The 19029-nt window shown below is 69.0% G+C and carries 26 protein-coding genes; all 26 read left to right on the top strand.

Annotated elements, in window-relative coordinates:
* The first annotated feature begins 153 nt into the window (after positions 1-153).
* The 26 genes from ACNQOV_RS06845 to map all read left to right on the top strand — a co-directional run bounded on the left by ACNQOV_RS06845 (position 154) and on the right by map (position 18817).
* The gene (locus ACNQOV_RS06845; RefSeq protein WP_416393902.1) at positions 154-3834 is read left to right on the top strand and encodes an Ig-like domain-containing protein; all 3681 of its coding nucleotides are present in this window, start codon (positions 154-156) and stop codon (positions 3832-3834) included.
* Positions 3835-3933: 99 nt separating this feature from the next.
* Positions 3934-4911 carry a DNA topoisomerase IB gene (locus tag ACNQOV_RS06840; protein WP_022906338.1) on the top strand — a complete coding sequence of 326 codons (978 nt, stop codon included), beginning with the start codon at positions 3934-3936 and terminating at the stop codon, positions 4909-4911.
* An 80-nt stretch (positions 4912-4991) separates the two neighbouring features.
* A complete protein-coding gene (locus ACNQOV_RS06835) occupies positions 4992-5804 on the top strand; it encodes a DarT ssDNA thymidine ADP-ribosyltransferase family protein (RefSeq protein ID WP_402266715.1) in 813 nt (270 codons plus the stop codon).
* A gap of 520 nt (positions 5805-6324) precedes the next feature.
* Positions 6325-6633: a 30S ribosomal protein S10 gene (gene rpsJ, locus ACNQOV_RS06830; protein WP_022903286.1), complete on the top strand. Its 309-nt coding sequence runs from the start codon at positions 6325-6327 to the stop codon at positions 6631-6633.
* 13 nt (positions 6634-6646) lie between these two features.
* Positions 6647-7300, top strand: a complete 654-nt coding sequence (rplC, locus tag ACNQOV_RS06825; protein ID WP_022906340.1) for a 50S ribosomal protein L3 — start codon at positions 6647-6649, stop codon at positions 7298-7300.
* Positions 7301-7302: 2 nt separating this feature from the next.
* On the top strand, positions 7303-7962 hold the full coding sequence (gene rplD / locus ACNQOV_RS06820; RefSeq protein ID WP_031261771.1) for a 50S ribosomal protein L4: 660 nt from the start codon (positions 7303-7305) through the stop codon (positions 7960-7962).
* Positions 7959-8258 (top strand): 50S ribosomal protein L23, encoded by a 300-nt coding sequence (gene rplW, locus ACNQOV_RS06815; RefSeq protein ID WP_022903283.1) that lies wholly within the window; start codon positions 7959-7961, stop codon positions 8256-8258. Before rplD ends, rplW begins: the two co-directional genes overlap by 4 nt.
* A 19-nt stretch (positions 8259-8277) precedes the next feature.
* Positions 8278-9117: a 50S ribosomal protein L2 gene (gene rplB, locus ACNQOV_RS06810; RefSeq protein ID WP_022906342.1), complete on the top strand. Its 840-nt coding sequence runs from the start codon at positions 8278-8280 to the stop codon at positions 9115-9117.
* Between the two features lie 11 nt (positions 9118-9128).
* Complete coding sequence (rpsS, locus tag ACNQOV_RS06805; RefSeq protein WP_022906343.1) at positions 9129-9410, top strand: 30S ribosomal protein S19; 282 nt, start codon at positions 9129-9131, stop codon at positions 9408-9410.
* A 25-nt stretch (positions 9411-9435) separates the two neighbouring features.
* Positions 9436-9828 carry a 50S ribosomal protein L22 gene (gene rplV / locus ACNQOV_RS06800; protein ID WP_022906344.1) on the top strand — a complete coding sequence of 131 codons (393 nt, stop codon included), beginning with the start codon at positions 9436-9438 and terminating at the stop codon, positions 9826-9828.
* Positions 9828-10625, top strand: coding sequence for a 30S ribosomal protein S3 (rpsC, locus tag ACNQOV_RS06795; protein WP_022906345.1), 798 nt, complete (start codon positions 9828-9830; stop codon positions 10623-10625). Before rplV ends, rpsC begins: the two co-directional genes overlap by 1 nt.
* A 2-nt stretch (positions 10626-10627) precedes the next feature.
* Entirely contained in the window at positions 10628-11047 is a 420-nt protein-coding gene (rplP, locus tag ACNQOV_RS06790) for a 50S ribosomal protein L16 (protein WP_022906346.1), read from the top strand.
* Positions 11047-11367, top strand: a complete 321-nt coding sequence (rpmC, locus tag ACNQOV_RS06785; RefSeq protein WP_022906347.1) for a 50S ribosomal protein L29 — start codon at positions 11047-11049, stop codon at positions 11365-11367. The genes rplP and rpmC overlap by 1 nt, the downstream gene beginning before the upstream one ends.
* Complete coding sequence (gene rpsQ / locus ACNQOV_RS06780) at positions 11367-11651, top strand: 30S ribosomal protein S17 (RefSeq protein ID WP_022906348.1); 285 nt, start codon at positions 11367-11369, stop codon at positions 11649-11651. Before rpmC ends, rpsQ begins: the two co-directional genes overlap by 1 nt.
* 31 nt (positions 11652-11682) lie before the next feature.
* Complete coding sequence (rplN, locus tag ACNQOV_RS06775) at positions 11683-12051, top strand: 50S ribosomal protein L14 (protein WP_017885523.1); 369 nt, start codon at positions 11683-11685, stop codon at positions 12049-12051.
* A 3-nt stretch (positions 12052-12054) separates the two neighbouring features.
* Positions 12055-12414: a 50S ribosomal protein L24 gene (rplX, locus tag ACNQOV_RS06770; RefSeq protein ID WP_022906349.1), complete on the top strand. Its 360-nt coding sequence runs from the start codon at positions 12055-12057 to the stop codon at positions 12412-12414.
* Positions 12414-13004, top strand: coding sequence for a 50S ribosomal protein L5 (gene rplE, locus ACNQOV_RS06765; protein WP_022906350.1), 591 nt, complete (start codon positions 12414-12416; stop codon positions 13002-13004). The genes rplX and rplE overlap by 1 nt, the downstream gene beginning before the upstream one ends.
* A 153-nt stretch (positions 13005-13157) precedes the next feature.
* Positions 13158-13556, top strand: coding sequence for a 30S ribosomal protein S8 (gene rpsH / locus ACNQOV_RS06760; protein ID WP_022906351.1), 399 nt, complete (start codon positions 13158-13160; stop codon positions 13554-13556).
* A 6-nt stretch (positions 13557-13562) separates the two neighbouring features.
* Entirely contained in the window at positions 13563-14099 is a 537-nt protein-coding gene (rplF, locus tag ACNQOV_RS06755; RefSeq protein ID WP_031261772.1) for a 50S ribosomal protein L6, read from the top strand.
* Positions 14100-14101: 2 nt separating this feature from the next.
* Positions 14102-14476, top strand: coding sequence for a 50S ribosomal protein L18 (rplR, locus tag ACNQOV_RS06750; RefSeq protein ID WP_031261773.1), 375 nt, complete (start codon positions 14102-14104; stop codon positions 14474-14476).
* Positions 14473-15273 carry a 30S ribosomal protein S5 gene (gene rpsE / locus ACNQOV_RS06745; RefSeq protein WP_022906354.1) on the top strand — a complete coding sequence of 267 codons (801 nt, stop codon included), beginning with the start codon at positions 14473-14475 and terminating at the stop codon, positions 15271-15273. The genes rplR and rpsE overlap by 4 nt, the downstream gene beginning before the upstream one ends.
* Complete coding sequence (rpmD, locus tag ACNQOV_RS06740; protein ID WP_022906355.1) at positions 15273-15458, top strand: 50S ribosomal protein L30; 186 nt, start codon at positions 15273-15275, stop codon at positions 15456-15458. The genes rpsE and rpmD overlap by 1 nt, the downstream gene beginning before the upstream one ends.
* Positions 15455-15919, top strand: coding sequence for a 50S ribosomal protein L15 (gene rplO, locus ACNQOV_RS06735; protein ID WP_022906356.1), 465 nt, complete (start codon positions 15455-15457; stop codon positions 15917-15919). Before rpmD ends, rplO begins: the two co-directional genes overlap by 4 nt.
* A gap of 147 nt (positions 15920-16066) precedes the next feature.
* Positions 16067-17389 (top strand): preprotein translocase subunit SecY, encoded by a 1323-nt coding sequence (secY, locus tag ACNQOV_RS06730; RefSeq protein WP_022906357.1) that lies wholly within the window; start codon positions 16067-16069, stop codon positions 17387-17389.
* A complete protein-coding gene (locus ACNQOV_RS06725) occupies positions 17386-17976 on the top strand; it encodes an adenylate kinase (protein WP_416393897.1) in 591 nt (196 codons plus the stop codon). The genes secY and ACNQOV_RS06725 overlap by 4 nt, the downstream gene beginning before the upstream one ends.
* Positions 17977-18037: 61 nt before the next feature.
* Positions 18038-18817 (top strand): type I methionyl aminopeptidase, encoded by a 780-nt coding sequence (map, locus tag ACNQOV_RS06720; protein WP_416393980.1) that lies wholly within the window; start codon positions 18038-18040, stop codon positions 18815-18817.
* The last annotated feature ends 212 nt before the right edge of the window (positions 18818-19029 follow it).

The raw sequence follows: 19029 nt of genomic DNA, 5'->3' as shown, positions 1-19029 counted from the left end.
GTTTCCCGCAGCTCGATACCGTCGAGTCGCGGGACCGCACCGGTCCCGTGTGGTGACCCGAACACCCGCCTTCCCCGTCGCAGCGCCCCCTGCCTGCGCGGATGCTGTCGCGCGCGCCTTCCGGGTCTCCGATCGTCGACCCGAAGGATCAGCGTGTCTGCACAGCACCGTGCCCCCGCGCGCCGCCGCCCCGCCCGCCTGCTCGCGGGAGCTGCCGTCACCGCGCTGGTCGCGGGGAGCGCAGTCCTCCTGACCCCGCAGCTGGCATCGGCCGCCGCACCGTTCCCCGCGACGACGCTCTACGCGACCGTCTCCGGTTCCTCGACGGTCTACGCCGTGGACCGGACGAGCGGCGCCGCGACCCCCGCCGTGACGGCGCCGGGCAACGCGACCGGTCTCAACCAGATCGGCATCTCCGGCGACGGTGACGAGCTGTTCATGACCAACAGCACCACGGTCTTCGAGTACACCGCGTCGACGGACTCCTGGGAGACCGCCGCCCGGCCGAACCCGCCGTTGGTCCCGAACCAGATGGGCGGGGTGGACCCGAAGAGCGGCAAGTTCTTCTTCGGCGGGCTGTCGAACGGCTCGACGTTCAGCTTCACGTCCTACGACCCGGACACGAACACCATCTCGTCGAACGTCACCTCGGTGACGGCGGCGAACCCTCCCGGCGGCAACGGCGACCTCGCCTTCGACCGGCAGGGCAACCTCTACTTCATGTCGAGCAGTGACACCGCGGCGCAGCTGTACCGCGTCGACGCGGCCGACCTCGGTGGTGGGTCCACGACGGCGGTCGCCGTCGGGCCGGTGATCACGCCGGCGTCCCGCCTGACGTCCCTCGCCTTCGGCGACGACGGGTACCTGTACATCGCGGGCTCGACCGCGAACACGTTCCTGCAGGTCAACCCGGTCACCGGGGCCACCGTCGCGCAGCGCAGCATCAACCAGGGCGGCACCGCGCTGGCCGTCACCGACCTCGGCTCCCGGGCCGTCCCGTCGACCGGCGCCGCATCCGGTGGGTTCACGGACGGCAAGGCGAAGCCGAGCGACCAGCTGACCATCAGCGTCGGCGGCGGTGATGTCCCCAAGCCGGCGACCGCCACGACGTCCGACGGCAACGACCAGGTGACGGCGGGTCCGATCATCCTGCTCCCGGGCCAGTCGTACACGGTGACGCAGTCGCCCGGCAACACCTCCACCGACCCGGCGGACTACGACACGTCCTACGTCTGCACGAACCTGACGGACAAGTCCGTCGTCTCCTCGGGGAAGGGCATCGAGGCACCGTTCACGGTCCCGACCTCCGGCGGTGACGTGAGCTGCGCGTTCTCGAACCCGCTGAAGCCGAAGGTCGAGAACAGCTCGTCCACCGCCAACACCCCGGGCCAGCCCGCGACCGTCGACGTGCTGCAGGGCGCGACGGGCGACATCGACCCGACCACCGTGCAGCTGACCGCACCGGACGTCGCCGGCTCGACCGTGCGCGACGGCGGCAAGACCCTCACGGTCCCCGGCCAGGGCGTCTGGACCGTCGACCCGACGAGCGGTGCCGTGACCTTCACCCCGGAGGACGGCTTCACGAAGAACCCGACCCCGGTCACGTACACCGTCGCGGACACCCGCGGGAACCAGACCCAGGGGCAGGTGTCGGTCACCTACCGAGGTGCGGCGCAGGACGACGTGGCGACCACCGACCAGGGCGAGGCCGTCACCATCGACGTCCTCGACAACGACCAGGGGGGCACCGTCGCCACGTCGGTCGTGTTCCCCACCGCCGGTCAGCCCGACGGTGCCACGGTCTCCGACGACGCTCGCACGCTGAGCGTCCCCGGAGTGGGCACCTGGACGGCCGGCCCGACGACCGGTGCGGTGACCTTCACCCCGGAACCGACGTTCCGCGGGGACGCCTCGCCCGTGACGTACCGCGTGGCGGACGCCGACGGCGGCACGTCGACGGCGCAGATCGCGGTCTCCGTCGCGCCAGTCCGTCCCCGGGCAGCCGACGACACCACGACCACGCAGCAGAACACCCCGGTCACGGTCGACGTCGCCGGGGACGCCGCTTCCGGCGTCGAGCGCGGCACACCGATCGACCCGACGTCCGTCGTGTTCCCCACCTCCGGGCAACCGGACGGCGCGACGGTGTCGGACGGTGGGAAAGCGCTCACGGTCCCCGGCGAGGGTGTGTACACGGTCGACCCGGACAGCGGGAAGGTGACGTTCACCCCGGCGCAGGGCTCCACGGGCACCACCGCCCCGGTGACGTACCAGGTCAGTGACACCGGCGGTCAGTCGGCGACCGGCACCATCGTGGTGCGCGTCACCGCGGTCGCACCGACGGCGGCACCGGACAGCGCGACGACCTCGCAGGGCGAGGCGACCACGATCGACGTCCTCCGCGACGACACCGCCGGGAACGCCGGCACGCCGCTCGACCCCGCCACCGTGGTGTTCCCCGCGACGGGGCAGCCCGCCGGTGCGACCGTCTCGGACAGCGGCAAGGCGCTCACCGTCCCCGGTCAGGGCGTGTACACGGTGCACCCCGACGGCACGGTGACGTTCACGCCGGAGCCGACCTTCCGCGGACCCGGTTCGGCCGTCACCTACCAGGTCGCCGACGTGGACGGGACCACCACCTCCTCGACCGTCGCGGTCACCGTCACGCCGGTCGGCCCGGTCGCCGAGGACGACACCGCCGCCACCGCGCAGAACACCCCCGTGACGGTCGTCGCCCCGGGGAACGACCGGCCCGGTGTCCGCGGCGGTACCCCGATCGACCCGACCTTGGTCGTGTTCCCCACCGCCGGGCAGCCCGCGGGCGCGGTCGTCTCCGCGGACGGGCGCGCCCTGACCGTCACCGGCGAGGGCGTGTACACGGCGGACCCGACCACGGGTTCGGTGCTGTTCACCCCGGTGCGGGGCTGGGCCGGCACGGCGTCGACCGTGACCTACCGGATCGGTGACACCGGTGGGCAGACGGCCACCGCCACCATCAGCGTCACCGTCACCCCCGTGGCGCCCACGGCCCGTCCCGACACCGCCCGGACGGCCGCGGACACCGCGGTGACCGTCGCGGTGCTCGGCAACGACGGTGCCGGCAACGCCCGCACGCCGATCGTGCCCGGGTCGGTCCGTCTGGTGGACGCAGACGGCGCACCGATCACCTCGCTCGCGGTGCCCGGGAAGGGGACCTTCACGGTGGACACCACCACCGGTGCGGTCACCTTCGCACCGGTGGCGGGCTTCACCGGCACGCTCGAGGTCCCGTACACGATCACCGACCGGGACGGCGGCACGGCCTCGTCGACGATCACCGTGACGGTGGGTGCGGCCCCGGTGGCGACGAACGACACCCGGACCGGCACGCCCGGCGAGCCGCTGACGGTGGACGTCCTCGGCAACGACGTGGCCGGCTCGACCCCGATCGACCCCGCGTCCGTGCGCCTGGTCGACCCGGAGACGGGCGAGCTCGTCACCACGGTGACGATCCCGGAGCACGGGACCTTCACGGTGGGCGAGGACGGCACGGTCACGTTCACCCCGGTCCCCGGCTTCAGCGGCACCGTGGCGGTCCCGTACTCCGTCGCGGGTGAGGACGGGAGCCGCACCGCCGCGACCCTGACCATCACCTACCCGGCGGCGCCGGTCGTGCCGGGCATCGCGGTGAACCCCGCAGCCGGTGGCGGCGTCGTCGTGACCGGCCCGGACGGCGGGCGGCTCGCCTTCACGGGCACCGACGTCGTCTGGCAGGGCTCCGTCGCGGCGCTCCTGCTCCTGGCGGCCGGTGGCACGGTCCTCGTGCTCCGTCGTCGTCGGCTGACGGGGCGGTAGCCGACCGGACGACGGACAGGAGGCGCGGTGCCGGCTGGCACCGCGCCTCCCGTCCGTCACCGGGTCCGGTCACAGGCGGTGGCGAGTTGCATCGGGGACGTGACACGTCTCCGCCGCTCCGCGACCAACGGTCGCGGCTACCACCGCGTCCGCAGCGGGCGTGGGTTCTCGTACCGTGCCCCGGACGGCACTACCGTGACCGACCCCGCGGTCCGACAGCGCCTCGAGGACCTCGTCATCCCGCCGGCGTGGGACGACGTCTGGATCTCGCCGTACGAGAACGGCCACATCCTCGCGACCGGCATCGACGGGGCCGGGCGGCGCCAGTACATGTACCACCCCTCCTGGCGGGAGCGGATGGACCGGATCAAGTACGACCGTGCCCTCGCACTCGCCGAGTCCCTGCCGGTGGCCCGCCGCGGTGTCACCATCGACCTGCGGCGTCCGGAGCCGGACAAGCAGCGTGCGCTGGCCGCGGCCTTCCGGATGCTCGACCAGGGCTCGCTCCGGGTCGGTTCGGAGCGCTACGCCACCGAGCACGGCAGCCGGGGCCTGTCGACCCTGCTCTGCGCCCACGCGCACGTCTCCGGCAACGACATCGAGCTGGACTTCCCGGGCAAGAGCGGCCAGGAGTGGTCCTCGTCGATCCACGACCCGGACCTCGCGACGGTGATCGCCGGCATGAAGCGACGGGGCCCGAACGCCCGGCTCCTGTCGTTCCGCGAGCGGCGCGGCGCCGAGTGGGAGCCCCTCTCCGCCGAGGACATCAACGAGTACGTCAAGGACCGGGCGGGCGAGGAGTTCACCGCGAAGGACTTCCGCACGCTGCACGGCACCGTCGCCGCGGCGGTCGACCTGGCGGTCACCGGCCCGCAGCCGTCCGACGCGAAGCGGAAGAAGGCCGTGTCGCACGCGGTCAAGGTCGCGAGCGAGGAACTCGGCAACACCCCGACGGTGTGTCGACAGAGCTACATCGACCCTCGCCTCATCGACGCCTACCACCACGGCGAGACCATCGACCCGGCACGGACCCACGCCGCCGAGTCCGAGGTCCGCGCACTGCTCTACCGACAGTGACCGGGAAGGGGCTGCGATGACGTACCGTTGGACCTCGTGCCCGAACACCCCCACCCGGGCACGGAAGGACCCCACCAGTCGTGACTGACGAGTGCATCCACGGATTCCCCACCGAACTCTGCGACATCTGCGCGCCACGCCAGCGCGAGGCGGCAGAGACCCCCACCACCCCGACCCCGCGCCGCACCCGGATCACCACCTCGCTCCGGACCGTCCCCGGTCAGGCGGCGGCCCCGGCGTCCTCGCTGCGGTCCCCGGTGCCCGACCTGCCGGAGGCGCGTGACTTCGCCTCGCTCCGCGCGCACCACGTGACCCACGTGGACAACCTCGACGACATCGTGGGGTCCGGTGCGATCCTCGCGTCGGACGCCGTGACGCCCGTCGTCGACGTCGCCTCCGCCGAGGCCCGGGCCGCCCGCGCCGCCGCGACGGCCCCCGACGGCTCGCCGGTCGCCGCGCACGTGCCCTTCACCCTGTCGCCCGACGCGACGCGCTGGGACGAGCTCCGCACCGGCGCCGAGGGGGAGCGGTGGTCCGACGCGGCCCGCCGGACCCGCGCGACGGAGTACATCATGCTCGTCGTGCCGGTGTCGGCCTTCGGGGCGTCGGTCATCGTCGCCGACCAGGACGCCGACGCCGACGACGTCCGGTTCGCCGTCGGACCCGAGGCCGCGACCAACCTCATCCGTCGCACGGACTTCACCGACCCGGAGATGCACGGCCTCGAGCTGCTCGCCGGCCCGAGCGTGCCGTTCTCCGCCGTCGCGGTGATCGGCGTCCCGAACGACCGCGTCCGCCAGAGCGTCAAGGCGGTCCTCAAGGACCACGGCGGACACGCACCGCGCGTCGCGGTCTTCCCGCCGTGGTTCGTCCCCCCGGTCGTCGCCGAGTAGTCCGGAACGACCGTTCGCCACCTGCCCTCCGGACCCGCTCCGGAGGGCATGCTGCGTGACGGGGCGAGCCGCGCCTCCTGGCCGTCGATCCGCATGGATCCGCGGGAACCGGCCCGTTCCGACACGCCCGTGAATCGCGACACGCCCGGGTTGCACGGATGCCGTGCCTATGCGAGACTTGTCCGGTTCCGAATTCCGCGCGCGTTCGCGTGCGCAGGATCACTGCTCTGGCAGTGCACAACCCCCCTGTCCAGCAGGGCTGGGTTGGGCCGCAGGCAGCAGAACACGATCGACTCCCCACCAAGCGTGACGGGCACTGCTGTGCCCGGACCGTGCGGGAGACGACATGCCCACGCTGAACGGCCCAGGTCGCTCCGCGCGGTTGACACGAGAACAGCGGTCATCCCCAGCGGATGCGGCCGGTTGGTTCACAGAAAACAGCCAAGCCCTGCAGGAATGCACGGTGACGGCGGCGTCAGGCGGCCCGAGGGTGCGCGGCGCAGAGAGGACAAAGAGACACATGGCGGGACAGAAGATCCGCATCCGGCTCAAGTCGTACGACCACGAGGTCATCGACACGTCGGCCCGGAAGATCGTCGACACGGTGACCCGTGCCGGTGCGACCGTGGTCGGCCCGGTGCCGCTCCCCACCGAGAAGAACGTGGTCACCGTGATCCGTTCTCCCCACAAGTACAAGGACTCGCGCGAGCACTTCGAGAAGCGCACGCACAAGCGGGTCATCGACATCGTCGACCCGACGCCGAAGGCCGTCGACTCGCTCATGCGACTCGACCTCCCGGCCGACGTCAACATCGAGATCAAGCTGTAAGGGGGCTGGACTGATGGCGAACTCAACCAAGACCGTCAAGGGCCTCCTCGGCAAGAAGCTCGGGATGACCCAGGTGTGGGACGAGAACAACAAGTTCATCCCCGTCACCGTGATCGAGGTCGGCCCCAACGTGGTCACCCAGATCCGCAACGTCGAGCGCGACGGCTACGAGGCGATCCAGATCGCCGCCGGCGCCATCGACCCGCGCAAGGTCAACAAGCCGGCCGCCGGCCACTTCGAGGCCGCCGGGGTCACCCCGCGCCGCACCCTCACGGAGATCCGCACCAACGACTCCGCTGAGTACTCGCTCGGCCAGGAGCTCACCGTCGACACGTTCGAGGCGGGCCAGAAGGTCGACGTCGTCGGCACCTCCAAGGGCAAGGGCTTCGCCGGTGTCATGAAGCGCCACGGCTTCGCCGGTGTGTCCGCTTCGCACGGTGCCCACCGCAACCACCGCAAGCCCGGTTCCATCGGTGCTTCGTCGACCCCGTCGCGTGTCTTCAAGGGCATGCGCATGGCCGGTCGCATGGGTGGCGAGCGTGTGACCGTCCTCAACCTCACGGTGCACGCCGTCGACGCCGAGAAGGGTCTGCTGCTCGTCAAGGGCGCCGTCCCCGGTGCTCGCGGTCGCTCCGTCTTCGTCCGCACCGCCGTGAAGGGTAAGTGATCATGGCCACCACGACCGCAACCACGATCGACGTCCTCGACGCATCGGGCGTCAAGTCCGGCTCCGTCGAGCTCCCCGCCGAGCTCTTCGACGTCGAGACCAACGTCCCGCTGATCCACCAGGTCGTCACCGCGCAGCTCGCAGCCGCGCGTCAGGGCACCCACAAGACCAAGAACCGCGGCGAGGTCCGCGGTGCTGGTCGCAAGCCGTTCAAGCAGAAGGGCACCGGCCGCTCCCGTCAGGGTTCGGTCCGCGCACCGGAGCACACCGGCGGTGGCGTCGTCCACGGACCGACCCCGCGCGACTACTCGCAGCGCACCCCGAAGAAGATGATCGCCGCTGCTCTGCTCGGCTCGCTCTCGGACCGCGCCCGCGGTGGCCGCATCTCCGCTGTGGAGGGCTTCGTCGCGGCCGATGTGCCGTCGACCAAGACCGCCCGCACGCTCCTCGAGAAGGTCGCGCCCGTCAAGCACGTGCTGATCGTGCTCGAGCAGGACGACGAGCTCACGCTCAAGTCGATCCGCAACCTGCCGAACGTCCACGCGCTCTCGTACGGCCAGCTCAACGCCTACGACGTGCTCAAGGCCGACGCGCTCGTCTTCAGCAAGAGCGCACTCGACGCCTTCATCGCGTCGAAGACCGCGAAGGAGATCTCCGCATGAGCGGCTTCAACAAGGACCCGCGCGACATCATCATCTCGCCGGTCGTCTCGGAGAAGAGCTACGGCCTGATCGACCAGGGCAAGTACACGTTCATCGTGGACCCCCGCTCGAACAAGACCGAGATCAAGCTCGCCATCGAGAAGATCTTCGACGTCAAGGTCGCGAGCATCAACACGCTGAACCGTCCGGGCAAGACCCGTCGCACGCGCTTCGGCATGGGCAAGCGCAAGGACACCAAGCGTGCCATCGTGACGCTCAAGTCCGGTTCGATCGACATCTTCACGGCTGTCGGCTGAGGACCTTAAGGGATTAATCATGGCTATTCGTAACTACAAGCCGACGACCCCCGGTCGTCGCGGCTCGTCGGTCGCCGACTTCGCTGAGATCACCCGGTCGACGCCGGAGAAGTCGCTGCTCCGCCCGCTGCCGAAGACCGGTGGCCGCAACAGCTCCGGTCGCATCACGACCCGTCACATCGGTGGTGGCCACAAGCGCCAGTACCGCGTGATCGACTTCCGTCGTCACGACAAGGACGGCGTCGACGCCAAGGTCGCACACATCGAGTACGACCCGAACCGCACCGCGCGCATCGCGCTCCTGCACTACGTGGACGGCACGAAGCGCTACATCATCGCGCCGAACAAGCTCAAGCAGGGCGACGTCATCGAGCAGGGCCCCGGCGCCGACATCAAGCCCGGCAACAACCTGCCGCTCCGCAACATCCCGGTGGGTACGGTCGTGCACGCGATCGAGCTCCGCCCCGGTGGCGGCGCGAAGATGGCCCGCTCGGCCGGCGCCTCGGTGCGTCTCGTCGCCAAGGACGGCCCCTACGCGCAGCTCCGTCTGCCGTCGGGCGAGGTCCGCAACGTCGACGCCCGCTGCCGCGCCACGATCGGCGAGGTCGGCAACGCCGAGCAGTCGAACATCAACTGGGGCAAGGCCGGCCGCATGCGCTGGAAGGGCGTCCGCCCGACCGTCCGTGGTGTCGCGATGAACCCGGTCGACCACCCGCACGGTGGTGGCGAGGGCAAGACCTCCGGTGGCCGTCACCCGGTCAGCCCGTGGGGTCAGGCCGAGGGTCGCACGCGCAAGCCGAACAAGCCGAGCGACAAGCTCATCGTCCGTCGCCGTAACGCCGGCAAGAAGCGCAAGTAGGAGTTCAGAAGATGCCACGCAGTCTGAAGAAGGGCCCCTTCGTCGACGAGCACCTGCTCCGCAAGGTCGTCACGCAGAACGAGGCCAACACCAAGAACGTGATCCGTACCTGGTCGCGTCGCTCGATGATCATCCCGAACATGCTCGGGCACACGATCGCCGTGCACGACGGCCGCAAGCACATCCCGGTGTTCGTCACCGAGTCGATGGTCGGTCACAAGCTCGGCGAGTTCGCGCCGACCCGCACCTTCCGTGGTCACGTGAAGGACGACAAGAAGGGCCGTCGCCGCTAAGGCGGCGACGCAGAGGAGGAACGAAATGGTGGAGTCGATCGCACGCGTGCGACACATCCGCGTCACGCCTCAGAAGGCCCGTCGCGTCATCGAGCTGATCCGCGGCAAGCAGGCCCACGAGGCCCTCGCCATCCTGAAGTTCGCCCCCCAGGGCGCTTCGGAGCCCGTGTACAAGCTGGTCGCCTCGGCGATCGCGAACGCCCGGGTGAAGGCGGACTCGACGAACAGCTTCCTCGACGAGCGCGACCTCTACGTGAGCCGCGTCTTCGTCGACGAAGGCACGACCCTGAAGCGGTTCCAGCCGCGCGCCCAGGGCCGCGCCTTCCGCATCAACAAGCGCACCAGCCACATCACGGTCGTCCTCGCGACGCCGGATGAGGTCGAGGCTGCCGCGACGAGCAAGAAGGCGAGCAAGTAATGGGCCAGAAGGTCAACCCGTACGGCTTCCGTCTCGGGATCACGACGGACCACGTCTCGCACTGGTTCACCGACAGCACGAAGCCGGGTCAGCGCTACGCCGACTACGTGGCCGAGGACATCAAGGTGCGCGAGTACCTGAAGAAGACCCTCGACCGTGCCGGCGTCGCCCGCATCGAGCTCGAGCGCACCCGTGACCGCGTCCGCGTGGACATCCACACCGCGCGTCCGGGCATCGTCATCGGTCGCCGTGGCGCCGAGGCGGAGCGCGTCCGTGGGGAGCTCGAGAAGCTCACCAAGAAGCAGATCCAGCTGAACATCCTCGAGGTCAAGAACCCCGAGACCGAGGCTCAGCTCGTCGCGCAGGGCATCGCCGAGCAGCTCTCCGCTCGTGTCGCGTTCCGTCGCGCCATGCGCAAGGGCCTGCAGGGTGCACAGCGCGCCGGCGCCAAGGGTGTCCGCATCCAGGTGTCGGGTCGTCTCGGCGGCGCCGAGATGTCGCGCTCGGAGTTCTACCGCGAGGGCCGCGTGCCCCTGCACACGCTCCGCGCGAACATCGACTACGGCTTCTACGAGGCCCGGACCACGTTCGGCCGCATCGGCGTGAAGGTCTGGATCTACAAGGGCGACATCACGAACAAGGAGCTCGCTCGCGAGCAGGCGAACCAGCGTTCGTCGCGCCCCGAGCGTCGTGGCGGCCCCCGTGGCGAGCGCGGCGACCGCCGTGGCGGCGACCGCGGTGGACGCCAGCAGCAGGCTCCGCAGGACGCGCCGGCCGGCGCAGGAGTTGAGGCGTAACCATGCTTATTCCCCGTCGAGTCAAGCACCGCAAGCAGCACCACCCGAAGCGTTCGGGCCAGGCCACCGGTGGCACCAAGGTGTCGTTCGGTGACTACGGCATCCAGGCGCTCACGCCCGCTTACGTGACCAACCGTCAGATCGAGTCCGCTCGTATCGCCATGACGCGTCACATCAAGCGTGGCGGCAAGGTGTGGATCAACATCTACCCGGACCGTCCGCTCACGAAGAAGCCGGCCGAGACCCGCATGGGTTCCGGTAAGGGTTCCCCCGAGTGGTGGGTCGCCAACGTCAAGCCGGGCCGTGTGCTCTTCGAGCTCTCCGGCGTCAACGAGGACATCGCCCGCGAGGCGCTGACCCGTGCAATCCACAAGCTGCCCCTCAAGGCACGCATCATCAAGCGCGAGGAGGGCGACGCATAATGGCGATCGGTTCCAAGGAGCTCCGTCCGACGGAGCTCGACACGTTCGAGAACGAGCGTCTTGCTGACGAACTGAAGAAGGCCAAGGAGGAGCTCTTCAACCTCCGCTTCCAGTCGGCCACCGGCCAGCTGGAGAGCCACGGTCGTCTCCGTGCCGTCAAGCGCGACATCGCTCGCATCTACACCGTCCTCCGCGAGCGCGAGCTCGGCATCCGTGCCACCCCCGCGCCCGTCGAGACCGCCCCCAAGGCCAAGAAGACGACCAAGAAGGCTGAGAAGCCGGCTGAGTCGGCCGAGGCCGAGACCGCCGAGGAGAAGTAATGGCGAACGAAGAGAAGACCTCCGCCGCCTCCGCTCGCGGCTACCGCAAGACGCGTCGTGGCTACGTCACGAGCGACAAGATGGACAAGACCATCGTGGTCGAGGTCGAGGACCGCGTGAAGCACGCGCTCTACGGCAAGATCATCCGTCGGACGTCCAAGGTGAAGGCCCACGACGAGCTCGGCACCGCTGGTGTCGGCGACCTCGTCGTGATCAGCGAGACCCGTCCCCTCAGCGCTTCCAAGCGCTGGCGCCTGGTCGAGATCCTCGAGAAGGCCAAGTAGGCCCAGGCCTACTTCGGAATAGGAGACAGCAGTGATTCAGCAGGAATCCCGCCTCAAGGTCGCCGACAACACGGGTGCCAAGGAGATCTTGACCATCCGCGTGCTCGGTGGCTCGGGTCGTCGCTACGCCGGTCTCGGTGACGTCATCGTCGCCACGGTGAAGGACGCCATCCCCGGCGGCAACGTGAAGAAGGGTGACGTCGTCAAGGCGGTCATCGTTCGCACCAAGAAGGAGACCCGTCGTCAGGACGGCTCCTACATCAAGTTCGACGAGAACGCGGCAGTGATCCTCAAGGCCGACGGCGACCCGCGCGGTACGCGCATCTTCGGTCCGGTCGGTCGCGAGCTCCGTGACAAGAAGTTCATGAAGATCATCTCGCTCGCGCCGGAGGTGCTGTAAGCCATGGCGAACATCAAGAAGGGTGACCTGGTCCAGGTCATCACGGGTGCCAAGCAGGAGCGCGGCGGTGACCGTGGCAAGCAGGGCAAGGTCATCGAGGTCCTCAAGGACAAGAACCGCGTCGTCGTCGAGGGCGTGAACTTCGTCACGAAGCACGTCCGCGTCGGCCAGACGCAGCGCGGCTCGAAGACCGGTGGCATCGAGCAGCACGAGGCTCCGATCCACGTGTCGAACGTCGCCATCGTCGACCCGAAGACCAAGAAGCCGACCCGCGTCGGTTTCCGCAACGAAGAGGTGGAGAAGGACGGCGTCAAGAAGACCGTCCGAGTCCGCTACGCCAAGAAGTCGGGTGAGAAGCTCTGATGACCGACACGACTGCCGCGCCGGCGACCAAGGTCGAGCCGCGCCTCAAGCAGAAGTACAAGAACGAGATCAAGGCTGCCCTCACCGAGCAGTTCGGGTACGCGAACGTCAACCAGGTCCCCGGCCTGGTCAAGGTCGTCGTGAACACCGGTGTCGGTGAGGCCGCTCGCGACTCGAAGATCATCGAGGGGGCCATCAAGGACCTCACGGCGATCACGGGTCAGAAGCCCCAGGTCACGAAGGCCCGCAAGTCCATCGCGCAGTTCAAGCTGCGTGAGGGCCAGGCCATCGGCGCGCACGTCACCCTCCGTGGTGACCGCGCGTGGGAGTTCATCGACCGTCTCGTGACCCTCGCACTGCCCCGCATCCGCGACTTCCGCGGTCTCAGCGACAAGCAGTTCGACGGCAACGGCAACTACACGTTCGGTCTCACGGAGCAGTCCGTGTTCCACGAGATCGACCAGGACCGCATCGACCGCGTGCGTGGCTTCGACATCACCGTCGTGACCACCGCGAAGTCGGACGACGAGGGCCGCGCGCTGCTCCGCCAGCTCGGGTTCCCGTTCCGTTCTGCCGAGCAGACGGTCTAAGATACTTCGGGCGGTGCGGGCCGGAGGATTCACGTCCTCCGGCCCGCACGCACGAACACACCGATCAAGGGGAACCGCCCCGGGATCACCCGATCGCTCAGGTCGGCATTCGTGGAACGGGTGTCGAAACCAGGCGAAGAATGGACGACCATCATGACGATGACCGATCCGGTCGCAGACATGCTGACCAGATTGCGGAACGCGAACTCGGCGCACCACGACGCCGTCTCGCTTCCCAGCTCCAAGCTGAAGAAGAACATCGCTGAGATCCTCAAGCGCGAGGGCTACATCAGCGAGTGGAAGATCGAAGACGCCCGCGTGGGCGAGACCCTCACGATCGACCTGAAGTACGGCCCCGAGCGCGAGCGTTCGATCGCCGGCATCAAGCGCGTCTCGAAGCCCGGTCTCCGGGTGTACGCGAAGTCGACGGAGATCCCCCAGGTCCTCGGTGGCCTCGGCGTGGCGATCCTCTCGACCTCGTCGGGACTGCTCACCGACCGCGAAGCCGAGCAGAAGGGCGTGGGTGGGGAAGTCCTCGCCTACGTGTGGTGACCGACAATGTCTCGTATCGGACGTCTTCCCATTGACATCCCCGCTGGCGTGACCGTCTCCATCGACGGTCAGAACGTCGCGGTCAAGGGCCCGAAGGGCGAGCTCGCGCTCGTCGTCGCGGAGCCCATCCAGGCCAAGGTCGAGGAGAACCAGGTCCTCGTCACCCGACCGGACGACGAGCGCAGCTCGCGTGCGCTCCACGGCCTGACCCGCACCCTCATCGCGAACAACATCGTCGGCGTGACCCAGGGCTACTCCAAGGGCCTCGAGGTCGTCGGCACCGGTTACCGCGTGCAGGCGAAGGGCAACAACGTCGAGTTCGCGCTCGGCTACTCCCACCCGATCACGGTCGAGCCGCCCGCGGGCATCAGCTTCGCCGTCGAGGGCAACAACAAGCTGACCGTCAACGGCATCGACAAGCAGTCCGTCGGCGAGGTCGCTGCAAACATCCGCAAGCTGCGCAAGCCCGAGCCCTACAAGGGCAAGGGTGTCCGCTACGCCGGCGAGATCGTGCGCCGCAAGGCCGGAAAGTCAGGTAAGTGATCATGGGTCTCCTCAAGACACGAGGGAAGAGCAAGTCGGCCGCCAAGGCGCGCCGTCACAACCGCCTCCGCAAGAAGATCACCGGCACCGAGGCCCGTCCGCGTCTCGCTGTCACCCGTTCGGCGCGTCACGTGTTCGTCCAGGTCATCGACGACGCCAAGGGCCACACGCTGGCCAGCGCGTCGACGATGGAGGCCGACCTCCGTACGTTCGACGGCGACAAGACCGCCAAGGCCCGTCGTGTCGGCGAACTCCTCGCCGAGCGCGCGAAGGCCGCTGGCGTCGAGGCCGTGGTCTTCGACCGCGGTGGTAGCAAGTACGCCGGTCGCGTCGCCGCGATCGCCGACGGTGCCCGTGAAGGAGGGCTGAACCTGTGAGCGACATCGCGAACACGAACGAAGACGCCAACGTCGAGACGACCGAGGCCGCTGAGGCGACCGAGGCCGAGGCCACGAGCACCACGGCCCCCGCGGCCAAGGAGCCCGAGGTCCCCGTCGTCGAGCGCCCCGTCGAGACCGCAGCCGGTTCGGCATCGAACAACCGCGACTCCGCCGACAACCGTGGCCGCCGTGGTGGCGGTCGTGACCGTCAGCAGGGTGGCGGCCGTGGCAACGACCGCAACGGTCGGGGTGGCGACAGCCAGTTCCTCGAGCGCGTCGTGACCATCAACCGCGTCTCCAAGGTCGTCAAGGGTGGTCGTCGCTTCAGCTTCACCGCGCTCGTCGTCGTCGGTGACGGCAACGGTCTCGTGGGTGTCGGCTACGGCAAGGCCCGCGAGGTCCCGACCGCCATCTCGAAGGGCGTCGAGGAAGCGAAGAAGAACTTCTTCCGCGTCCCGCGCGTCGGCAACACGATCCCGCACCCGGTGCAGGGCGAGGCCGCTGCCGGCGTCGTGCTCCTCCGTCCGGCCGCTGCCGGTACCGGTGTCATCGCCGGTGGTCCGGTCCGCGCCGTCCTCGAGTGCGCTGGCATCCACGACGTCCTGAGCAAGTCGCTCGGTTCGTCGAACACCATCAACATCGTGCACGCGACCGTCGAGGCGCTGCAGCAGCTCGAGGAGCCCCGTGCGGTCGCAAGCCGTCGCGGTCTCCCCGTCGACCGGGTCGTCCCGGACCGTCTGCTCCAGGCCGAGGCCGCTGCTCTGCGTGCCGCGTCCGAGAAGGCAGGTGCGTGATGGCGATGCTGAAGATCACGCAGACGAAGTCCGTTATCAGCGAGAAGCAGTACCAGCGCGACACGCTCCGCAGCCTGGGTCTCAAGCGCATCGGCCGTACGGTCCTGCGTGAGGACAACGCCCAGAACCGCGGGTACGTCGCAACGGTCGCGCACCTCGTGAAGGTCGAGGAGGTCGACGCATGAGCGACGAGAAGAACGAGCGCGTGCAGGTCCTGAAGCTGCACCACCTCCGTCCGGCAGAGGGCGCCAAGAAGGCGCGCACCCGCGTCGGTCGTGGTGAGGGCTCCAAGGGCAAGACCGCCGGCCGTGGTACCAAGGGCCAGAAGGCTCGTTACCAGGTCAAGGTCGGCTTCGAGGGTGGGCAGATGCCGCTGCACATGCGCACCCCGAAGCTCCGCGGGTTCAAGAACCCGTTCCGTGTCGAGTACCAGGTCGTGAACCTGGACAAGATCGCGGAGCTCTACCCCAACGGTGGCGACGTCACCGTCGCGGACCTGGTCGCCAAGGGCGCCGTCCGCAAGAACGAGAAGGTCAAGGTTCTCGGTCAGGGTGACATCAGCGTGAAGCTGACGGTCTCGGTCGACAAGGTCTCGGCGTCCGCCGCCGAGAAGATCGCGGCTGCTGGCGGCACCGTCTCCCAGTAACCCCCGTCGGCGGCCCGTGCGTGTGCGCCCGGGCCGCCGTTACGGTGTCCTTGACAGTGGTCGGCGTCCGCCGGCCAGGTCGGTCCTGCCGACCGCACCGGTGACGGCCCTTCGACGGGCCGCCGGTCCCAGAAGTTCGGAGTCCTCGTGTTCAGAGCGGTCGCGCGCATCATGCGCACCCCAGATCTTCGCAAGAAGATCGGCTTCACCCTCGCGATCATCGCGCTGTTCCGCCTGGGGTCGTACATCCCCGCGCCGTTCGTCGACTACGCATCCGTGCAGACCTGTCTCGCCAGCGCATCGTCGCAGCAGGGTCTCTACGACCTGATCAACCTCTTCTCCGGCGGCGCGCTGCTGAAGCTGTCGGTCTTCGCGCTCGGCATCATGCCGTACATCACGTCGTCGATCATCGTGCAGCTGCTCCGCGTGGTCATCCCGCACTTCGACGCCCTCTACAAGGAGGGGCAGTCCGGTCAGGCGAAGCTGACGCAGTACACGCGCTACCTCACCATCGCGCTCGGCGTGCTGCAGTCCACCACCCTGATCACGGTCGCCCGTTCCGGCGCCCTGTTCGGCACCAACGCCTCGGCCTCCTGCTCGTCGATCATCTCGAACGACAGCTGGTACGCGATCATGCTCATGGTCGTCACGCTGACCGCCGGTACCGGCCTCATCATGTGGATGGGCGAGCTCGTCACCGAGCGCGGCATCGGCAACGGCATGTCGCTCCTGATCTTCACGTCCATCGCGGCGCAGTTCCCCTCGGCGCTCTGGGCGATCGAGCAGTCGAACGGCTTCGAGCTCTTCCTGTTCGTCATCCTCGTCGGCCTGGTCATCATGATGGCCGTCGTGTTCGTCGAGCAGTCGCAGCGACGGATCCCGGTGCAGTACGCCAAGCGGATGGTCGGTCGTCGCACCTACGGTGGCAACAACACGTACATCCCGATCAAGGTGAACATGGCCGGCGTCGTGCCCGTCATCTTCGCCTCGTCGCTGCTCTACCTGCCGGCCCTGGTCGCGCAGTTCAACCAGCCTTCCGACGGCAGCGAGCCGGCGGCCTGGGTGACCTGGATCCAGAACAACCTGACCTCGGGTGACAACTGGTTCTACATGGTCCTGTACTTCCTGCTCATCGTCGGGTTCACGTACTTCTACGTCGCGATCACCTTCAACCCCGAAGAGGTCGCCGACAACATGAAGAAGTACGGCGGCTTCATCCCGGGCATCCGGGCCGGCCGTCCGACGGCCGAGTACCTCGACTACGTCCTGACCCGGGTGACGTTGCCCGGCTCCCTGTACCTCGGTCTCATCGCACTGATCCCGCTGGCGGCGCTTGCGTTCTTCGGTGCGAACCAGAACTTCCCGTTCGGTGGCGCGAGCATCCTCATCATCGTGGGTGTCGGCCTCGAGACCGTGAAGCAGATCGACTCGCAGCTGCAGCAGCGTCACTACGAAGGGCTTCTCCGTTGAGCGCACGTCTCATCATCGTCGGACCTCCCGGAGCCGGGAAGGGCACCCAGGCCGGTCGCATCGCCGACGCGTTCGGGATCCCCGCCGTCTCGACGGGTGACATCTTCCGCAAGAACGTCGCAGAGGGCACCCCGCTCGGCGTCCAGGCGAAGGCGATCATGGACGCGGGCGACTACGTCCCCGACTCGCTCACGAACGAACTCGTGAAGTCCCGCCTGCACGAGGCGGACGCCGAGCACGGCTTCCTGCTCGACGGGTACCCCCGCACGGTCGGACAGGTCGAGTACCTCGACGCGCTGCTCGCCGAGCAGGGCACCGGCATCGACGCGGTCATCCAGCTCGTCGCCGACCAGGACGAGCTCGTCGGCCGGCTGCTGAAGCGTGCCGAGGAGCAGGGCCGGAGCGACGACAACGAGGAGACCATCCGTCGTCGTCAGCAGGTGTACACGGAGCAGACCGCACCGATCGTCGGCGCGTACGGCGAGCGTGGGCTCGTCCTCGACGTGGACGGCCTCGGCAGCATCGACGAGGTCGGGGACCGGATCCAGGCCGCGCTGTCCGCACGTGGGCTGACCGCGGGCGTCTGACACGAGCGTGGTGCGCTTCCGCAAGCCGTCGATCTACAAGACGCCGGACGAGCTCCGCGCGATGGTGCGCCCGGGGCTGCTCACGCACGACGCGCTGACGGCCGTCCGTGCGGCGATCCGTCCCGGTGTCACGACGCTGGAGCTGGACACGATCGCCGAGCGGACCATCCGTGAGGGCGGCGGGATCCCGAACTTCCAGCTGGTACCGGGCTACCGGCACACGCTGTGCGTGTCCGTGAACGACGAGATCGTGCACGGCATCCCCGGGGAGCGCGTGCTCCAGCCGGGCGACGTCGTGTCGGTCGACGCCGGAGCCGAGGTCGACGGCTGGAACGGTGACAGTGCGTTCACGGTCGTCGTACCGGGCGGTGACGCCGGGGTCACCGCGGCTCGGCAGACGCTCTGCGACACCACCGAGCGTGCGCTCTGGCACGGCATCGCCGCGCTCGCGCACGCGAAGCACCTGCACGAGGTCGGCGCCGTCATCGAGGACGCCATCGACGAGACCGGTGCGTGGGGCATCGTCGAGGACTACACCGGCCACGGCATCGGACGTTCGATGCACGAGGGCCCGCCGGTGTTCAACTACCGCGTGCGCGGCGCCGGCCCGGTGGTCAAGCCCGGGCTCGTCGTGGCGATCGAACCGATGGTCACGGCCGGCGCGATCGACAGCTCGACGGACGACGACGACTGGACGGTCCGTACCCTCGACGGTTCGGACGCGGCGCACTGGGAGCACAGCATCGCGGTGCACGCCGACGGCATCTGGGTGCTGACCGCCGCCGACGGCGGCGCGGCGGGCCTGGCCCCACTGGGTGTGACGCCCGTCCCGATCCCGTAGGTCGCGCCCGTCGAGCGGTGCCCGTCCGTGGTCCTGGAGGCGCGGGTCGGCCCGGTCACGCGCCTCCCGGCCGCCGTGCGCGTCCGTCCACGGCATGCGTCCGTCGGCTCGGCACGTCACGCCCGCGACGCTCGCCGCCGGACGGCGCGGTCGTCGCCGGCCGTGCCCGAGTTCGCCCGAGGTGCCCGCGCTCGCGCCCGCGGGACCGCGCC

This window comes from Curtobacterium sp. LFS084 (genome assembly GCF_047977705.1).
Classification (GTDB): domain Bacteria; phylum Actinomycetota; class Actinomycetes; order Actinomycetales; family Microbacteriaceae; genus Curtobacterium.
The sequence above is the reverse complement of the archived record's forward strand: the minus strand, read 5'-3'. Positions and strand labels throughout refer to the sequence as shown.

Coding starts and splice junctions, on each gene's coding strand:
- rplB (WP_022906342.1), top strand. CDS start 8,278: ATGGCTATTCGTAACTACAAGCCGACGACCCCCGGTCGTCGCGGCTCG.
- rplV (WP_022906344.1), top strand. CDS start 9,436: ATGGTGGAGTCGATCGCACGCGTGCGACACATCCGCGTCACGCCTCAG.
- rplD (WP_031261771.1), top strand. CDS start 7,303: ATGGCCACCACGACCGCAACCACGATCGACGTCCTCGACGCATCGGGC.
- rpmC (WP_022906347.1), top strand. CDS start 11,047: ATGGCGATCGGTTCCAAGGAGCTCCGTCCGACGGAGCTCGACACGTTC.
- map (WP_416393980.1), top strand. CDS start 18,038: ATGGTGCGCCCGGGGCTGCTCACGCACGACGCGCTGACGGCCGTCCGT.
- rplW (WP_022903283.1), top strand. CDS start 7,959: ATGAGCGGCTTCAACAAGGACCCGCGCGACATCATCATCTCGCCGGTC.
- rpmD (WP_022906355.1), top strand. CDS start 15,273: ATGGCGATGCTGAAGATCACGCAGACGAAGTCCGTTATCAGCGAGAAG.
- rplP (WP_022906346.1), top strand. CDS start 10,628: ATGCTTATTCCCCGTCGAGTCAAGCACCGCAAGCAGCACCACCCGAAG.
- rpsH (WP_022906351.1), top strand. CDS start 13,158: ATGACGATGACCGATCCGGTCGCAGACATGCTGACCAGATTGCGGAAC.
- rplF (WP_031261772.1), top strand. CDS start 13,563: ATGTCTCGTATCGGACGTCTTCCCATTGACATCCCCGCTGGCGTGACC.
- rplE (WP_022906350.1), top strand. CDS start 12,414: ATGACCGACACGACTGCCGCGCCGGCGACCAAGGTCGAGCCGCGCCTC.
- rplR (WP_031261773.1), top strand. CDS start 14,102: ATGGGTCTCCTCAAGACACGAGGGAAGAGCAAGTCGGCCGCCAAGGCG.
- rpsQ (WP_022906348.1), top strand. CDS start 11,367: ATGGCGAACGAAGAGAAGACCTCCGCCGCCTCCGCTCGCGGCTACCGC.
- rplX (WP_022906349.1), top strand. CDS start 12,055: ATGGCGAACATCAAGAAGGGTGACCTGGTCCAGGTCATCACGGGTGCC.
- rpsC (WP_022906345.1), top strand. CDS start 9,828: ATGGGCCAGAAGGTCAACCCGTACGGCTTCCGTCTCGGGATCACGACG.
- rplC (WP_022906340.1), top strand. CDS start 6,647: ATGGCGAACTCAACCAAGACCGTCAAGGGCCTCCTCGGCAAGAAGCTC.
- rplO (WP_022906356.1), top strand. CDS start 15,455: ATGAGCGACGAGAAGAACGAGCGCGTGCAGGTCCTGAAGCTGCACCAC.
- rpsS (WP_022906343.1), top strand. CDS start 9,129: ATGCCACGCAGTCTGAAGAAGGGCCCCTTCGTCGACGAGCACCTGCTC.
- rpsJ (WP_022903286.1), top strand. CDS start 6,325: ATGGCGGGACAGAAGATCCGCATCCGGCTCAAGTCGTACGACCACGAG.